Source organism: Enterobacter sp. 6722112 (assembly GCF_058661685.1).
Genome location: NZ_JBZWGR010000007.1, coordinates 2,772,229 through 2,786,644, shown reverse-complemented (window position 1 = coordinate 2,786,644; position 14,416 = coordinate 2,772,229). Strand labels below are relative to the sequence as shown.

The window sequence follows — 14,416 nt, the reverse complement described above, 5'->3', positions numbered from 1 at the left end:
AGGACGGCGAGATGTTGCATCATAAATTTACTTTTCTTTAACAATTGGAGCGATCATGGCGCTGCGTATCGCGCTCAGCGGATTTGTGGTTCTGGTCGTGGCGATGGGGATAGGGCGCTTCGCCTTCACGCCTCAGGTGCCGCTGATGATAGCCGCCGGGCAACTCACGCTTACCAGCGCGGGGCTGGTGGCGGCAATGAACTATCTGGGCTATCTGGTGGGGGCATGGGATGCCATGCGCGCCCATCGCTTCGTTGAAACGCGTCTCTGGCTTGGCATCACCGGTGCGGTGGCGCTAACGCTGCTCTCCGCGGCGGCAGATAATGCCGTTGTTCACGGTCTGCTGCGCTTTGTGATCGGCTGCATGAGCGGCTGGTCGATGGTGCTGATTGCCGCCTGGACCAACGAGCGGCTGGGGCAGCTGGGCAAACCGGGACTCAGTGCGGCCGTCTTTGCCGGACCCGGGGCCGGCATCGCCCTGAGCGGCCTGCTGGCGGTCTATATTCAGGCGAAATCCTTGTCCGCCGGGGCGGCATGGCAAATCTACGGCGTACTGGCGCTGGTGCTGATTGTGCTGGTGGCGCGCTACCTGCCGCGGTCCGGGCAGCTCCATCGGCCCGGTACCGCGCCTGAACCGCTGCTGCTGACCGCAGATCTCAAGCGTCTGGTCTGGAGCTACAGCCTGGCAGGGTTCGGCTATATCCTCCCGGCGACCTTTTTATCGCAAATGGCGGCGGTGCGTTTTCCCGGCAGCCTGTTTGCCCAGTTTGTCTGGCCGATATTTGGCGCCGCCTCGGTGGTGGGAATTGCGCTCAGCATTGCCCTGCGGCATACATCAAGCGCTAACCGCAGGCTGGCGATTGTTCTGTGGTTACAGGGGATTGGCGTGCTGGCGGCCTGGCTGCTGCCGGGCATAGGCGGCTTGCTGACGGGTGGGCTGCTGGTGGGCGGCGGGTTCCTCTGCGCCGTGCAGCTCTCTCTTTTGTACGGTCGCGAGCTGGCGCCAGACCACACGCGTTATATGGCGGGACTGCTCACCACCGGGTATGCCATTGGTCAGCTGGTGGGTCCGGTCACGTCGGCACTGTCGACCTGGCTCACACATCGGCTGGAACCTGCGCTGGGGCTGGCGGGGATCGCGCTGTTCGTTGGCGGAGCGTTAGTCTGGAACCGTCAGGCTGAAAGGCAACAGCAATTGCAATAATTATCGTCGTGAATACTGGATTATGTGCGTCGCCTCACGCACAATGAGCGCACACTTTTGCCACAACGAGGGCAAAAGACGCCACACCTGCAGGAGAAAAGAATGTCATCACTCAGTAAAGAAGCAGCCCTTGTCCATGAAGCGCTGGTTGCGCGCGGTCTTGAAACGCCACTGCGCCCGCCCGTGCAGGAGCTGGACAATGATACCCGCAAGAGTCTGATCGCCGGCCATATGACGGAGATCATGCAACTGCTGAATCTCGATCTGAGCGACGACAGCCTGATGGAGACGCCGCACCGCATCGCGAAGATGTACGTCGACGAAATTTTCTCCGGCCTGGATTACGCGAACTTCCCGAAAATCACCGTCATTGAAAATAAGATGAAGGTCGATGAGATGGTGACGGTACGCGATATCACGCTGACCAGCACCTGCGAGCATCACTTTGTGACCATCGATGGTAAAGCGACGGTGGCCTATATTCCAAAAGATACGGTCATTGGCCTGTCCAAGATCAACCGCATCGTGCAGTTCTTTGCCCAGCGTCCGCAGGTGCAGGAGCGTCTGACGCAGCAGATCCTGACCGCACTGCAAACTCTGTTGGGTACTAACAACGTGGCGGTGTCTATCGACGCGGTGCACTACTGCGTGAAAGCGCGCGGCGTGCGTGATGCAACCAGCGCAACCACCACCACTTCGCTGGGCGGCCTGTTCAAATCGAGCCAGAACACCCGCCAGGAGTTCCTGCGCGCCGTGCGTCACCACAACTAATCAGACAGGGCAGGGACCATGGAGCGAAACGTCACGCTCGATTTTGTTCGCGGCGTCGCCATTCTCGGTATCCTGCTGCTGAATATCAGCGCCTTCGGTCTGCCGAAGGCCGCTTATCTGAATCCTGCGTGGTATGGCGACATCACGCGCAGCGACGCCTGGACGTGGGCAATCCTCGATCTCTTTGCACAGGTTAAATTCCTGACCCTCTTTGCGCTTCTGTTTGGCGCGGGACTTCAGCTTCTCCTTAAACGCGGTACGCGCTGGATCCAGTCGCGTTTAACGCTGCTGGTTATCCTCGGTTTTATTCACGGGCTGCTGTTCTGGGACGGCGATATTCTGCTCGCGTATGGTCTGGTGGGGCTGATTTGCTGGCGGCTGATCCGCGACGCGCCCGGTGTGAAAAGCCTGTTTAATACCGGCGTGATGCTCTATGTCATGGGACTGACCGTGTTATTGCTGCTTGGCATGATTGCCGATGCTTCCACCAGTCGTTCATGGATCCCGGATGCGGCCAACCTGCAATATGAGCAGTTCTGGAAGCTGAAAGGCGGCATGGAAGCGATAGGCAACCGGGCCGATATGCTCGGCGATAATCTGCTGGCGCTGGGCGCGCAATACGGCTGGCAACTGGCGGGGATGATGCTGATGGGCGCAGCCCTGATGCGCACCGGCTGGCTGAAAGGGGAATTTAGCCTGCGACACTATCGTCGTACGGGAGCAGGGCTGGTGCTGCTCGGCGTGATCATCAACCTCCCGGCGGTGATGATGCAGTGGCATCTTCAGTGGGATTACCGCTGGTGTGCATTCCTGTTGCAGGTGCCGCGCGAACTGAGCGCGCCGTTCCAGACTATTGGCTATGCGGCGCTGATCTACGGCTTCTGGCCCCAGCTTTCCCGCCTGTGGATCGTCAGTGCGGTGGCCTGCGTTGGGCGGATGGCGTTAAGCAATTACATCCTGCAAACGCTGATATGCACCACGCTTTTCTACCGATTCGGCCTGTTTATGAAATTCGACCGCCTGACGCTGCTGGCGTTTGTTATTCCGGTCTGGATTGTTAACGTGGTGTTTTCGGTTGTCTGGCTGCGTTTTTTCCGCCAGGGGCCGCTGGAATGGGCATGGCGACGGTTAACCGTCCGTGCTTCGGGCGTGTCATTGCGTAATACATCCAGATAACGATCTGGATCACAATCATTAACAAAACGGATGTAAGCGTTTTCATCTGTGTGAGCTTCTTCACGTAGTCTCCTCTCTCTCGCTGCCAGAATAGCCACCTTGCTAAACACAGGGGGTGTCTGTGAGTTGCTGCAATCCTTTAAAGGGTGGTGAATATGATCACCATTCGTGACGTCGCCCGCCAGGCGGGTGTTTCTGTTGCTACTGTCTCCCGCGTGCTGAACAACAGTGCGCTGGTCAGCCCTGAAACGCGTGAAACCGTAATGAAAGCCGTGACCCAGCTGGGGTACCGGCCAAACGCTAATGCCCAGGCGCTGGCGACGCAGGTCAGCGATACCATTGGCGTAGTGGTGATGGACGTGTCGGACGCCTTCTTCGGCGCGCTGGTCAAAGCGGTGGACGTCGTTGCCCAGCAGCACCAGAAATATGTGCTGATTGGCAACAGCTATCACGAGGCTGAAAAAGAGCGTTATGCCATTGAGGTACTGATCCGCCAGCGCTGTAACGCCCTGATTGTGCACTCTAAAGCCCTGAGCGATGAAGAGCTGGCCGGGTTTATGGAGCAGATCCCCGGCATGGTGCTGATCAACCGTATCGTCCCCGGTTATGCACACCGCTGCGTCGGTCTGGATAACATCAGCGGCGCGATGATGGCGACGCGGATGCTCATCAGCAACGGCCATCAGCGCATTGGTTATCTGGCCTCCAGCCACGGTATTGAAGACGACATGATGCGCCGCGAGGGCTGGCAAAACGCCCTGAAAGAGCAGGGCATTGCGCCGCTGGAAAGCTGGGTAGGTACCGGTTCGCCGGACATGCAGGGCGGTGAAGCGGCAATGGTGGAACTGCTGGGGCGTAATCTTCAGCTGACGGCCGTGTTTGCCTATAACGACAGCATGGCGGCAGGTGCGCTTACCGCGCTGAAAGACAACGGCATTGCGGTGCCACAGCATTTATCGCTGATCGGCTTTGACGATATCCCGATTGCCCGTTACACCGATCCGCAGCTGACAACGGTGCGTTACCCCATTGCGTCGATGGCGAAACTGGCGACAGAGCTGGCGTTACAGGGGGCGGCAGGGCTGTTAGATCCTGACGCAACGCATTGTTTTATGCCGACTTTAGTACGCCGCCATTCGGTCGCTATCCGACAAACTGTGGCTCCGATCACTAACTGATAACATCACGTGATGTAACCGTTTTCAATCTGTGAGTAAATTCACAGTATCTTAACAAGCCGCTGTCTATGATGTCAGCGTTTTAGGGGCTGAAACACAATGTAACGGTGATTATTCACTTTTACCGTTACCAGCATGCCTCAAACAACGAATAAAACGCATTTCTGGAGCGTTACCGAACACGGAAGCTGGACATTTTATAAGTGAACTTCGGCGATCAGTAACGTTTTATTAACTTCTGCCCGCCGACCGTTTTTCACAAGAACTACCCTGCATAAAAAAAACCGGAGATACCATGAATAAGAAGGTGTTGACTCTGTCTGCTGTCATGGCAAGCATGCTTTTTGGCGCAGCAGCGCACGCAGCGGATACCCGTATTGGCGTGACTATCTATAAATACGACGACAACTTCATGTCCGTTGTGCGTAAAGCAATTGAAAAAGATGCTAAATCAGCGCCAGACGTGCAGCTGCTGATGAATGACTCCCAGAATGACCAGTCCAAACAGAACGATCAGATTGACGTTCTTCTGGCAAAAGGCGTGAAAGCGCTGGCTATTAACCTGGTGGACCCGGCGGCGGCAGGCACGGTGATCGAGAAAGCGCGCGGCCAGAACGTGCCAATTGTCTTCTTCAACAAAGAACCTTCCCGTAAGGCGCTGGACAGCTACGACAAAGCGTATTACGTGGGTACCGACTCCAAAGAGTCCGGGATTATCCAGGGCGATCTGATTGCGAAACACTGGGCGGCGAACCCGAACTGGGATCTGAACAAAGATGGTCAGATTCAGTTCGTTCTGCTGAAAGGCGAACCGGGCCATCCGGATGCTGAAGCACGTACCACCTACGTTATTAAAGAGCTGAACGACAAGGGCCTGAAAACCCAGCAGCTGGCGTTAGACACCGCAATGTGGGACACCGCTCAGGCGAAAGATAAGATGGACGCGTGGCTCTCTGGTCCGAACGCCAACAAAATTGAAGTGGTCATCGCCAACAACGATGCGATGGCAATGGGTGCCGTTGAAGCCCTGAAAGCCCACAACAAGTCCGCCATTCCTGTGTTCGGTGTGGATGCCCTGCCAGAAGCGCTGGCGCTGGTGAAATCTGGCGCTATGGCCGGTACCGTGCTGAACGATGCCAACAACCAGGCGAAAGCCACCTTCGATCTGGCGAAAAACCTGGCCGACGGTAAAGGCGCCGCTGACGGGACTAACTGGAAAATTGACAACAAAATCGTTCGCGTTCCTTACGTGGGCGTAGACCAGTCCAACCTGGCTGAGTTTATCGGTAAATAAGTTATCTGCATTGTCTTCACTGGGCGCAATTCGTTGCGCCCTTTTATAACGCGATATGCGAGGCCAACAAGGTATAATTATGGTCAGCACAACTACTCAGTCGTCCGGTGAATACTTGTTGGAAATGACCGGTGTCAACAAGTCATTCCCCGGTGTTAAGGCGCTCGATAATGTTAATTTAAAAGTTCGTCCACACTCTATTCATGCGTTAATGGGTGAAAACGGTGCGGGTAAATCAACATTATTAAAATGCCTCTTTGGGATCTATCAAAAAGATTCTGGCAGCATTCTTTTTCAGGGAAAAGAGATCGACTTCCATTCAGCGAAAGAAGCGCTGGAGAACGGTATCTCGATGGTACACCAGGAATTAAACCTGGTTCTGCAACGTTCAGTTATGGATAATATGTGGTTGGGTCGTTATCCAACCAAAGGTGTCTTTGTCGATCAGGATAAAATGTATCGCGACACCAAAGCCATTTTTGATGAGCTGGATATTGATATCGACCCGCGCGCACGCGTCGGGACATTATCCGTTTCCCAGATGCAGATGATCGAAATTGCCAAAGCGTTCTCCTATGATGCGAAAATCGTGATCATGGATGAACCGACATCGTCATTAACGGAAAAAGAGGTTAACCACCTTTTTACCATTATTCGTAAGCTGAAAGATCGCGGCTGCGGCATTGTCTATATCTCACATAAAATGGAAGAGATCTTCCAGCTGTGCGATGAAATCACCATCCTGCGCGACGGCCAGTGGATCGCCACCCAGCCGCTGGAAGGGCTGGATATGGACAAGATCATCGCCATGATGGTTGGCCGTTCTCTGAACCAGCGTTTCCCGGATAAAGAAAACAAGCCAGGCGAAGTGATTCTGGAGGTGCGTAACCTGACCTCGCTGCGTCAGCCGTCTATCCGCGATGTCTCTTTCGATCTGCACAAGGGGGAGATCCTTGGCATCGCAGGGCTGGTGGGCGCCAAGCGCACCGATATCGTGGAAACCCTGTTTGGTATCCGTGAGAAAGCCGAAGGCACCATTACGCTGCACGGTAAGAAGATCAACAACCACAACGCCAACGAAGCCATTAATAATGGCTTTGCGCTGGTGACGGAAGAGCGTCGTTCCACCGGTATTTACGCTTATCTGGATATTAACTTTAACTCGTTAATTTCTAATATTCGCAATTACAAAAATAAAGTCGGGCTGCTGGATAATTCCCGCATGAAGAGCGATACCCAGTGGGTGATTGACTCCATGCGCGTGAAAACGCCGGGCCACCGCACGCAAATTGGCTCACTCTCGGGAGGGAACCAGCAGAAAGTCATTATTGGTCGCTGGCTATTAACCCAGCCTGAAATTCTGATGCTGGATGAACCTACGCGCGGTATCGACGTGGGTGCAAAATTTGAGATATACCAGCTGATCGCCGAGCTGGCGAAAAAAGATAAAGGGATCATTATTATTTCTTCCGAAATGCCGGAATTGTTAGGGATCACAGACCGTATTCTGGTTATGAGCAATGGTCTCGTTGCCGGTATTGTTGAAACCAAAACGACAACGCAAAACGAAATTTTGCGTCTTGCGTCTTTGCACCTTTAAGATCAGGGGCTCCTCATGAGTGCGTTAAATAAAAAAAGTTTTCTCACTTATCTGAAAGAAGGCGGTATTTACGTTGTTCTTTTAGTCTTGCTGGCGATTATTATTTTCCAGGACCCTACGTTCTTAAGTCTGCTGAACTTGAGTAACATTCTGACCCAGTCTTCCGTACGTATTATTATCGCGCTTGGCGTGGCGGGACTTATCGTTACCCAGGGGACTGACCTTTCGGCAGGGCGCCAGGTGGGTCTGGCGGCGGTCATTGCGGCAACCCTGTTGCAGTCGATGGAAAACGCCAACAAGGTGTTCCCGGAGATGGCGACCATGCCGATTTTCGTGGTGATCCTGATCGTGTGCGCCATCGGCGCGGTAATTGGCCTGATTAACGGCATCATCATTGCTTACCTGAACGTTACGCCATTCATCACCACGCTTGGCACGATGATCATCGTTTATGGTATCAACTCCCTGTACTACGATTTCGTCGGCGCGTCTCCAATCTCTGGCTTCGACAGCGGCTTCTCGACCTTCACGCAGGGGTTTGTTGCGCTGGGCAGCTTCCGTCTCTCCTACATCACCTTCTATGCGCTGATTGCGGTGGCGTTCGTCTGGATCCTGTGGAACAAAACCCGCTTCGGTAAAAACATCTTTGCTATCGGCGGTAACCCTGAAGCGGCGAAAGTGTCCGGGGTCAACGTGGCTCTGAACCTGCTGATGATTTACGCCCTGTCCGGGGTCTTCTACGCCTTCGGCGGGATGCTGGAAGCGGGCCGTATCGGCTCTGCAACCAACAACCTCGGCTTTATGTACGAACTGGATGCGATTGCAGCCTGCGTGGTTGGCGGCGTCTCCTTCAGCGGCGGCGTGGGGACCGTGCTGGGCGTGGTGACCGGTGTGATCATCTTCACCGTTATCAACTACGGCCTGACCTACATCGGCGTGAACCCGTACTGGCAGTACATCATCAAGGGTGCCATCATCATCTTCGCGGTTGCGCTGGATTCACTGAAGTACGCGCGTAAGAAATAAGCGCTGGAATGAAAGAACCCGCAGCGATGCGGGTTTTTTTATGAGAAAAGTGAAGCGATAAGCGATTTTGAAACGGGCACTAGTCCGGTTTGAAGCCCAAAGGGTTTAAAGATTTTATTTATGACGTCAGCGGAATAATTGCCTCTGTTATTTTCTACATCCGACAATGTTTTCCGGGATACGCTGACCAGCTTTGCATATTCATCCTGCTTCAGCCCTAACACCTCGACCCTGAGCCTTTTCAGCGCCTCTCCCTGTGTAATTTTCCCCAGCAAAATGTCCCGTATGGCTGCATGCAGTACAGCCTGGCGATCAAGAGTACTAATCCGCGTTAAGCCTTGTGTAACGCGTTGCCTCTTCACTACCGATGGCTTGTCCGGATCTTCCGCCTCGTCATGATGTCGCTTTTTATTTACGCTGCGTACTTGAGCTAATGTCTGTAAAAGCTCTGATTCAGCTTCATTAGGTGTTTTCATAATAAACCCCAACGGGAAAGTTTATCCGGGATGTAGCGAAAACCCATCGCGGGCATTTCCATTATCTGTTCCGGAACGCCTCGCGCCGCCAGCCTTTCCGGGAGATCAATAAGCTGAACGGCTGTTTCATGCAGAGCATCAAGTAATGTTGTGGGAGGGATCCACTCCGCCAGCGTTTGTGCGATAGTGTTGAAATTATAATCCCCTCCTGATTCGCAAGATAATGACCACTTCAGGGTTCTTGGTATCCCTTCAGGATCGGCTTTCATCGGCGCAAAGTCATATACAGGGGAGAGCATAATTTGATTTTCAGCCTTCACAAAGGCGGTATTTCGCCCATGGTTGTCACTATTTCCAAAAATAATATTTAGCAGATCGCGACGCACCCATTCTGTTACAAATCCCGGAATATCAAAATGATAGCCCTGCTGCTGGACCATATGGCTGGAGGTGATTTTATTAATTAACGTGCGCAACGTTGTCTCATGATCAAGGAGGGTGCCGGGTGCCTTTTGTAATAGCGAATACACCGATTCCATACCCAGCCTGACCAGTTGGTCCTGCTCATTTCTCACTATGTCGAAACGCGGTAACCACAGAGACGGGTAATGGCTACCTTCTTCAAGGCGCATTGTTTCCACTGGGATCGTGGAAAAACCCATCGCGTTAAGCTCATGATAATAATGGAATTCAGCTCGCAGAATATTACAATCAACTTCTGTCCTGTTACCGCGTGGATATTTAACCAAATAATAGCGGTCCCGGTTATCCGGCTCGTTTTGCCAGGTATCGATCCAGATGGCATCAGTTTCACTACAGCGCAGCAAAAGTTTAGGCGCTTCACCGCCAGCACCGGTTGCACCACCCGCCGCCGCGCCTCTTTCCTGGGCATAATCCAGAAAATCGGCCGCACGATCGATTACGTCCGCAACCGTAAACGTTTTAGTGCTGGCGAATTTATTCCATTCTGGGACGGATTCTTTTATGCGCAAATTCCCCACAGGGGACATTGTGCCAAATTTCAGCAATAAGAAATTTTGCTGGCCAACGGGTAATTCACTGATGTCGAGCGCATTAATCCAGTAACGGCGGCTTGCTCCGGCGGGAATAATATCGTCGATAAATCGCAGCCAGCCCGGTTGGCCATGGTCATCAAAAAAGAGTGATACAGGGTGATTGACTGAGACTGCGTGAAAATCATCATAGTCGAGAAAATTAATCGCATACTCAGTGAGATAGTCTAACTGCGTGGTATTCCAGTCATTTTTTTCACTTCCTGGATATTTGATGAGAGCGATATCCGTCCATGTTTCGTTCAGATATGCCTGTACGGTTAACGTCTCCATCTCACCTCCATAACGCGACAATGTGTAAAATATTACTCATAGTCAGTGATAAAAACAAGTATTGCTACTTATATCACTCATTAGGTGTCTAAAAAGAGAGTAATGCGTTTTATATCACGCATTGTAGATCTGAATTACTTCTTCTGAATTTCCAGCAACTGCTCTGGCGTTACCGCCGGGTAACCCTGTGCATTCTCCGGCACTTCGTGCATCGTTGGGATCGGCACCAGCGGGCCTAAAAAGCGCGGTTCACGTTTGAATAAGTACAGGTCAGCCAGCGCGCCAAAACGAGCGCCAAACTCACGTACGCGCACGCTCAGCATATCCTTTGGCGATGGCACCGCATAACACTGCGCCTGAATGCCCATATGCAGGGCGATAAACAGCGCCCGCTCGCAGTGGAAACGCTGGGTAATGATGATGAAATCATTGGTGTCGAACACCTTGCGGGTACGCACGATGGAATCAAGCGTGCGGAATCCGGCGTAGTCGAGCACGATATCGGCCGGGTCGACGCCTGCGGCAATCAGATCTTTGCGCATCGTCACCGGCTCGTTATAGCTTTGCAGCGCGTTATCGCCGCTCAGCAGCAGATAGTTCACCTTGCCGCTGTTATAGGCGTTCAGCGCGCCCTGAATACGATACCGGTAATACTGATTTATGACGCCAGTGCGGTAATACTTGGCGGTGCCAAGCACCACACCAACCTGACGGTAGGGGAGATCCTGTAGGTCATCAAAAATGTAGGGGGCTGTTTTCCAGCTCATCCAGCGGTCGAGACCCAGCACGATCAACAGCAGTATGCCGACCAGGACAGACAGGCTGTAAAACACGCGCTTTAACATGCAGATGGCTCGTACCGATGATGAAATTTCCCTCAGGCTACTGTACCCGCCTGGTTAGCGCAAGAAACAGCGATTCAACTGAGGGGTTTTTCGTCAGACTGGCGGGCAACTCTGCCCGCCGAACAGATTATGCCAGCAGCACGCGGTCGATGGTTGAACAGCCCAGCGCTTTCAGCGTGGCTGCGGTCGCGTCCCACTGGATCAGCGGCGCATCGGCCTTTTCAGCCAGGATTGCGCGCTGAATATCCGGGTAGTCATACCCGTTCAGGCTAAGCAGGTTCAGGGCACCCTGGAGCGGAGGCAGCGTCGGGTTAAATGCGGCGTTCTCTGCATAGCTGCCGGTGAAGATGCGGCCGTCGCGGCACTGAAGGGCGACGCCGCTTGGAGATTTGCTGTAGGGCGTGTGGCTTTTATTGGCGGCGGCAATGGCCGCTTCGCTCAGCTCATCTCCCGAGAGCGCATAACCGTGGTCCTGCTCGTCCATCAGCAGGGTTTTGATCTCAAGATCTTTCGGGCCGAAAGCATCCGGCAGGTAATCACCCAGCGTATGCGGTGCGCGTCCTGGCAGGTTGATACGCAGTTCAAGACCGCTGTTCAGCTCATTCATAAACTGGCGGCAGTGGCCGCAAGGGGTATAGTTGACGGTGATGGCGCGCAGGGCTTTTTCGCCGCGCAGCCAGGCGTGACTGATGGCGCTCTGCTCCGCGTGGACGGTTTGCTGCATGGTCGCACCAAGAAACTCCATGTTTCCGCCGAAGTACCAGGTTCCGCTCACGCCGCGCGCAATTGCGCCTACGTTAAAATGGGAAAGGTCAGCGCGGGCGCAGGCAGCCGCAAGGGGCAGCAGGGCGAAAGCCAGCGCGTCTTCGTCCAGCTCCGTTGCCTGTTTAAGGGCCGTGACCTGATCTGCCGTCAGCAGGGCGGGGAAATGCGCATCCGCCAGAACCGGAGCCAGGGCTGATTGCAAATTCTCTGCAAGCTGAGAGAAAGCAGCTTGAAAACGTGGATGCATGACGTTGCCTCATCAAGGTTAATGGATCGGTAGTGTACGGAGCCGTACGGCCTTTATATGTGATCCAAATCTCATTATGTGTGCAACTTATGAAATGAAAATGAAATTTGCGCGACGCATCGCAAATTTTAGCCCATGACTGCCAGAATAATCGGGAAGATAAACGGCGCGACCAGGGAAGTGATAATCCCGCAGATCACCAGCGCCAGCGAGCTGAATGCCCCTTCCTGATAATCCAGTTCCGCGCAGCGTGCGGTGCCCAGCGCGTGCGAGGCGGTACCCATCGCCAGACCGCGTGCCGCTTTGGTCCGAATTTTCATGATATTCAGCAGCGTATGACCAAACACCGCGCCCAGGATACCGACGAAAATCACGCACACGGCGCTGATGGCCGGAATGCCCCCGATGCTGCCGCCCACGGCCATGGCAATCGGCGTGGTGACGGATTTAGGCAGGATAGAGGCGGCGATCTGCGGCGACGCGCCCATCAATAAGGCCACCGAGGTACCGGTGATCATCGCAACAAGGCTACCCACAAAGCAGATGGTAATGATGGATTTCCAGCGCGCGCGGATCTGATGCAGTTGCTCATATAAAGGAAACGCCAGCGCCACCACGGCAGGCTGCAACAAATCGTTGAGGATCCTGCTCCCGGCGAAGTAACGCTCATAAGGAATGCCGGTGAGCAGCAGAAAAGGAATAATCACCACCATGGCGACCAGCAGCGGGTTGAGCAACGGCATTTTGAAACGCACCGCAAGCTTACGCGCAGCAAAGAACACCACCAGGGTTAACGGCAGGGACCACCAGATATTCGCCATCATTTTTTTGTTTTCTCCCCGACGACCTTGCGTTCGCCATGCACAATGTGTGAACTCCAGCTGACGACCAGGAATACCACCAGCGTACTGATGGCGCAGGAGACCACAATCGGGCCGAACTGCGCTTTAAGCACATCGTAATACTGCATCACCCCAACGCCGATAGGCACAAAAAGCAGGGCCATATAGCGAATGAGAACGAAGCACCCCGGATTAACCCATTTCGCGGGCAGCACCTGTAATGCCAGTAGCACAAACAGGATCAGCATGCCGATAATGCTGCCGGGTATCGTAATCGGCAGCAGCGAAGCGATAAAAATGCCGGCGTACAGGCAGGCATAAATGAGGACGAAGGCGCGAAGGTATTGCCAGATAGTATTCAGTGATTTGCTCATGGTGAAAGTCCTTGCTGAGACGTATTCATCATACAATTAAACCTGAAAATGTGCCACGGATCACATCATGAATTTTGGGCATACCAGACATTCCGCAATGGAACGCCGGGCTTTCAACATACATAGAGAGCAGCTACTATAGCGCGTCTTTTTTCACAGGTACTCAGAATGCGTGTTTTACTGGCCCCGATGGAAGGTGTGCTCGACTCTCTCGTGCGCGAGCTGCTTACCGAGGTGAACGATTACGATCTCTGCGTGACGGAGTTTCTGCGCGTGGTCGATATGTTGCTGCCAGAAAAATCATTTTATCGTCTCTGCCCGGAACTGCATCGTCAGAGCCGCACTCCGTCCGGTACGCTGGTGCGCGTCCAGCTGCTCGGCCAGTATCCTGAGTGGCTGGCTGAAAACGCCGCCCGCGCGGTAGCGCTTGGTTCGTACGGCGTCGATCTTAACTGCGGCTGTCCGTCAAAGCTGGTCAACGGCAGCGGCGGGGGGGCGACGCTACTTAAAGATCCGGAGCTGATTTATCGCGGCGCAAAGGCCATGCGTGAGGCGGTGCCATCGCACCTGCCGGTGACGGTCAAAGTGCGTCTGGGATGGGACAGCGACGACAAGCAGTTTGAAATTGCTGACGCGGTGCAGCAGGCGGGCGCCACCGAGCTGGTGGTGCACGGGCGAACCAAAGAGGATGGTTATAAAGCCGAGCGCATTAACTGGCAGGCGATTGGCGAGATCCGCAAACGGCTTACGATCCCGGTGATTGCCAACGGCGAAATCTGGGATTACGAGAGCGCGCAGGCCTGCCTCAAAGAGACCGGCTGTAATGCCGTGATGATTGGCCGCGGTGCGCTGAACGTGCCGAACCTCAGCCGGGTGGTGAAATATAATGAGCCGCGGATGCCGTGGGCGGATGTGGTGAAACTACTGCAAAAATACACGCGGCTGGAAAAGCAAGGCGATACCGGCTTGTATCACGTCGCGCGCATTAAGCAGTGGCTGAGTTATTTGCGTAAAGAGTACGACGACGCGCTGGGATTATTTCAGGAGATCCGTACGCTACAGACGTCTGCGGATATTGCCCGGGTGATCCAGTCAAAATCCTGAGCGAAGTGTGAAGAGCTTGCCCGGCGCGGAGCCGGGCAGCAGAATCAGAAAATCATCTTGAATACGCCGGTTACCACCAGCAGCCCTATCAGAAATATAATCAAAATAACCCACAATAATATTTTCATTCGCCTCTCCTGCGTATGTCTGTCGAAGTAAGTGTAGCAG

At 53.9% G+C, this 14,416-nt stretch carries 15 protein-coding genes; 8 read left to right on the top strand and 7 right to left on the bottom strand.

Annotated features, from left to right (window positions below; translation table 11 throughout):
- Positions 1 to 55: 55 nt before the first annotated feature.
- The 7 genes from AC4OVU_RS14775 (at position 56) to mglC (ending at position 8,249) form a co-directional block, all read left to right on the top strand.
- Positions 56 to 1,204, top strand: a complete 1,149-nt coding sequence (locus AC4OVU_RS14775) for a YbfB/YjiJ family MFS transporter (RefSeq protein WP_017383385.1) — start codon at positions 56 to 58, stop codon at positions 1,202 to 1,204.
- Positions 1,205 to 1,306: 102 nt separating this feature from the next.
- Positions 1,307 to 1,975 (top strand): GTP cyclohydrolase I FolE, encoded by a 669-nt coding sequence (gene folE / locus AC4OVU_RS14770; protein ID WP_015572317.1) that lies wholly within the window; start codon positions 1,307 to 1,309, stop codon positions 1,973 to 1,975.
- A gap of 18 nt (positions 1,976 to 1,993) precedes the next feature.
- Positions 1,994 to 3,151 carry a DUF418 domain-containing protein YeiB gene (yeiB, locus tag AC4OVU_RS14765; RefSeq protein WP_023304116.1) on the top strand — a complete coding sequence of 386 codons (1,158 nt, stop codon included), beginning with the start codon at positions 1,994 to 1,996 and terminating at the stop codon, positions 3,149 to 3,151.
- Positions 3,152 to 3,306: 155 nt separating this feature from the next.
- Positions 3,307 to 4,329, top strand: coding sequence for an HTH-type transcriptional regulator GalS (gene galS / locus AC4OVU_RS14760; RefSeq protein WP_003859324.1), 1,023 nt, complete (start codon positions 3,307 to 3,309; stop codon positions 4,327 to 4,329).
- 295 nt (positions 4,330 to 4,624) lie between these two features.
- A complete protein-coding gene (gene mglB, locus AC4OVU_RS14755) occupies positions 4,625 to 5,623 on the top strand; it encodes a galactose/glucose ABC transporter substrate-binding protein MglB (protein WP_017383382.1) in 999 nt (332 codons plus the stop codon).
- 79 nt (positions 5,624 to 5,702) lie between these two features.
- Positions 5,703 to 7,223: a galactose/methyl galactoside ABC transporter ATP-binding protein MglA gene (gene mglA / locus AC4OVU_RS14750; RefSeq protein ID WP_003859320.1), complete on the top strand. Its 1,521-nt coding sequence runs from the start codon at positions 5,703 to 5,705 to the stop codon at positions 7,221 to 7,223.
- Positions 7,224 to 7,238: 15 nt separating this feature from the next.
- On the top strand, positions 7,239 to 8,249 hold the full coding sequence (mglC, locus tag AC4OVU_RS14745) for a galactose/methyl galactoside ABC transporter permease MglC (protein WP_003859318.1): 1,011 nt from the start codon (positions 7,239 to 7,241) through the stop codon (positions 8,247 to 8,249).
- A 38-nt stretch (positions 8,250 to 8,287) separates the two neighbouring features.
- Here the strand turns inward: mglC and AC4OVU_RS14740 are convergent, their stop codons facing one another.
- The 6 genes from AC4OVU_RS14740 to AC4OVU_RS14715 form a co-directional block, all read right to left on the bottom strand.
- Positions 8,288 to 8,725, bottom strand: coding sequence for a helix-turn-helix transcriptional regulator (locus tag AC4OVU_RS14740; RefSeq protein WP_045333654.1), 438 nt, complete (start codon positions 8,723 to 8,725; stop codon positions 8,288 to 8,290).
- Positions 8,722 to 10,071: a type II toxin-antitoxin system HipA family toxin gene (locus AC4OVU_RS14735; RefSeq protein WP_045333653.1), complete on the bottom strand. Its 1,350-nt coding sequence runs from the start codon at positions 10,069 to 10,071 to the stop codon at positions 8,722 to 8,724. Before AC4OVU_RS14735 ends, AC4OVU_RS14740 begins: the two co-directional genes overlap by 4 nt.
- A gap of 134 nt (positions 10,072 to 10,205) precedes the next feature.
- Positions 10,206 to 10,916 carry an outer membrane permeability protein SanA gene (sanA, locus tag AC4OVU_RS14730; RefSeq protein WP_017383381.1) on the bottom strand — a complete coding sequence of 237 codons (711 nt, stop codon included), beginning with the start codon at positions 10,914 to 10,916 and terminating at the stop codon, positions 10,206 to 10,208.
- Between the two features lie 127 nt (positions 10,917 to 11,043).
- A complete protein-coding gene (gene cdd / locus AC4OVU_RS14725) occupies positions 11,044 to 11,928 on the bottom strand; it encodes a cytidine deaminase (RefSeq protein WP_110292795.1) in 885 nt (294 codons plus the stop codon).
- A 128-nt stretch (positions 11,929 to 12,056) separates the two neighbouring features.
- Positions 12,057 to 12,752, bottom strand: a complete 696-nt coding sequence (locus AC4OVU_RS14720; RefSeq protein WP_032648907.1) for a CidB/LrgB family autolysis modulator — start codon at positions 12,750 to 12,752, stop codon at positions 12,057 to 12,059.
- Positions 12,749 to 13,144 (bottom strand): CidA/LrgA family protein, encoded by a 396-nt coding sequence (locus AC4OVU_RS14715; protein ID WP_003859308.1) that lies wholly within the window; start codon positions 13,142 to 13,144, stop codon positions 12,749 to 12,751. The genes AC4OVU_RS14720 and AC4OVU_RS14715 overlap by 4 nt, the downstream gene beginning before the upstream one ends.
- Before the next feature lie 168 nt (positions 13,145 to 13,312).
- On the opposite strand from AC4OVU_RS14715, the gene dusC reads away from it, so the two are divergent.
- Entirely contained in the window at positions 13,313 to 14,248 is a 936-nt protein-coding gene (gene dusC, locus AC4OVU_RS14710) for a tRNA dihydrouridine(16) synthase DusC (RefSeq protein ID WP_015572323.1), read from the top strand.
- Positions 14,249 to 14,292: 44 nt separating this feature from the next.
- On the opposite strand, the gene yohP is transcribed toward dusC, so the two are convergent.
- Positions 14,293 to 14,376, bottom strand: a complete 84-nt coding sequence (yohP, locus tag AC4OVU_RS14705; RefSeq protein WP_015572324.1) for a small membrane protein YohP — start codon at positions 14,374 to 14,376, stop codon at positions 14,293 to 14,295.
- Positions 14,377 to 14,416 lie beyond the last annotated feature (40 nt).

Excerpts from the sequence above, each read along its gene's own strand:
- AC4OVU_RS14775 (WP_017383385.1), top strand. The coding sequence starts at position 56 with ATGGCGCTGCGTATCGCGCTCAGCGGATTTGTGGTTCTGGTCGTGGCG.
- folE (WP_015572317.1), top strand. The coding sequence starts at position 1,307 with ATGTCATCACTCAGTAAAGAAGCAGCCCTTGTCCATGAAGCGCTGGTT.
- yeiB (WP_023304116.1), top strand. The coding sequence starts at position 1,994 with ATGGAGCGAAACGTCACGCTCGATTTTGTTCGCGGCGTCGCCATTCTC.
- galS (WP_003859324.1), top strand. The coding sequence starts at position 3,307 with ATGATCACCATTCGTGACGTCGCCCGCCAGGCGGGTGTTTCTGTTGCT.
- mglB (WP_017383382.1), top strand. The coding sequence starts at position 4,625 with ATGAATAAGAAGGTGTTGACTCTGTCTGCTGTCATGGCAAGCATGCTT.
- mglA (WP_003859320.1), top strand. The coding sequence starts at position 5,703 with ATGGTCAGCACAACTACTCAGTCGTCCGGTGAATACTTGTTGGAAATG.
- mglC (WP_003859318.1), top strand. The coding sequence starts at position 7,239 with ATGAGTGCGTTAAATAAAAAAAGTTTTCTCACTTATCTGAAAGAAGGC.
- AC4OVU_RS14740 (WP_045333654.1), bottom strand. The coding sequence starts at position 8,725 with ATGAAAACACCTAATGAAGCTGAATCAGAGCTTTTACAGACATTAGCT.
- AC4OVU_RS14735 (WP_045333653.1), bottom strand. The coding sequence starts at position 10,071 with ATGGAGACGTTAACCGTACAGGCATATCTGAACGAAACATGGACGGAT.
- sanA (WP_017383381.1), bottom strand. The coding sequence starts at position 10,916 with ATGTTAAAGCGCGTGTTTTACAGCCTGTCTGTCCTGGTCGGCATACTG.
- cdd (WP_110292795.1), bottom strand. The coding sequence starts at position 11,928 with ATGCATCCACGTTTTCAAGCTGCTTTCTCTCAGCTTGCAGAGAATTTG.
- AC4OVU_RS14720 (WP_032648907.1), bottom strand. The coding sequence starts at position 12,752 with ATGATGGCGAATATCTGGTGGTCCCTGCCGTTAACCCTGGTGGTGTTC.
- AC4OVU_RS14715 (WP_003859308.1), bottom strand. The coding sequence starts at position 13,144 with ATGAGCAAATCACTGAATACTATCTGGCAATACCTTCGCGCCTTCGTC.
- dusC (WP_015572323.1), top strand. The coding sequence starts at position 13,313 with ATGCGTGTTTTACTGGCCCCGATGGAAGGTGTGCTCGACTCTCTCGTG.
- yohP (WP_015572324.1), bottom strand. The coding sequence starts at position 14,376 with ATGAAAATATTATTGTGGGTTATTTTGATTATATTTCTGATAGGGCTG.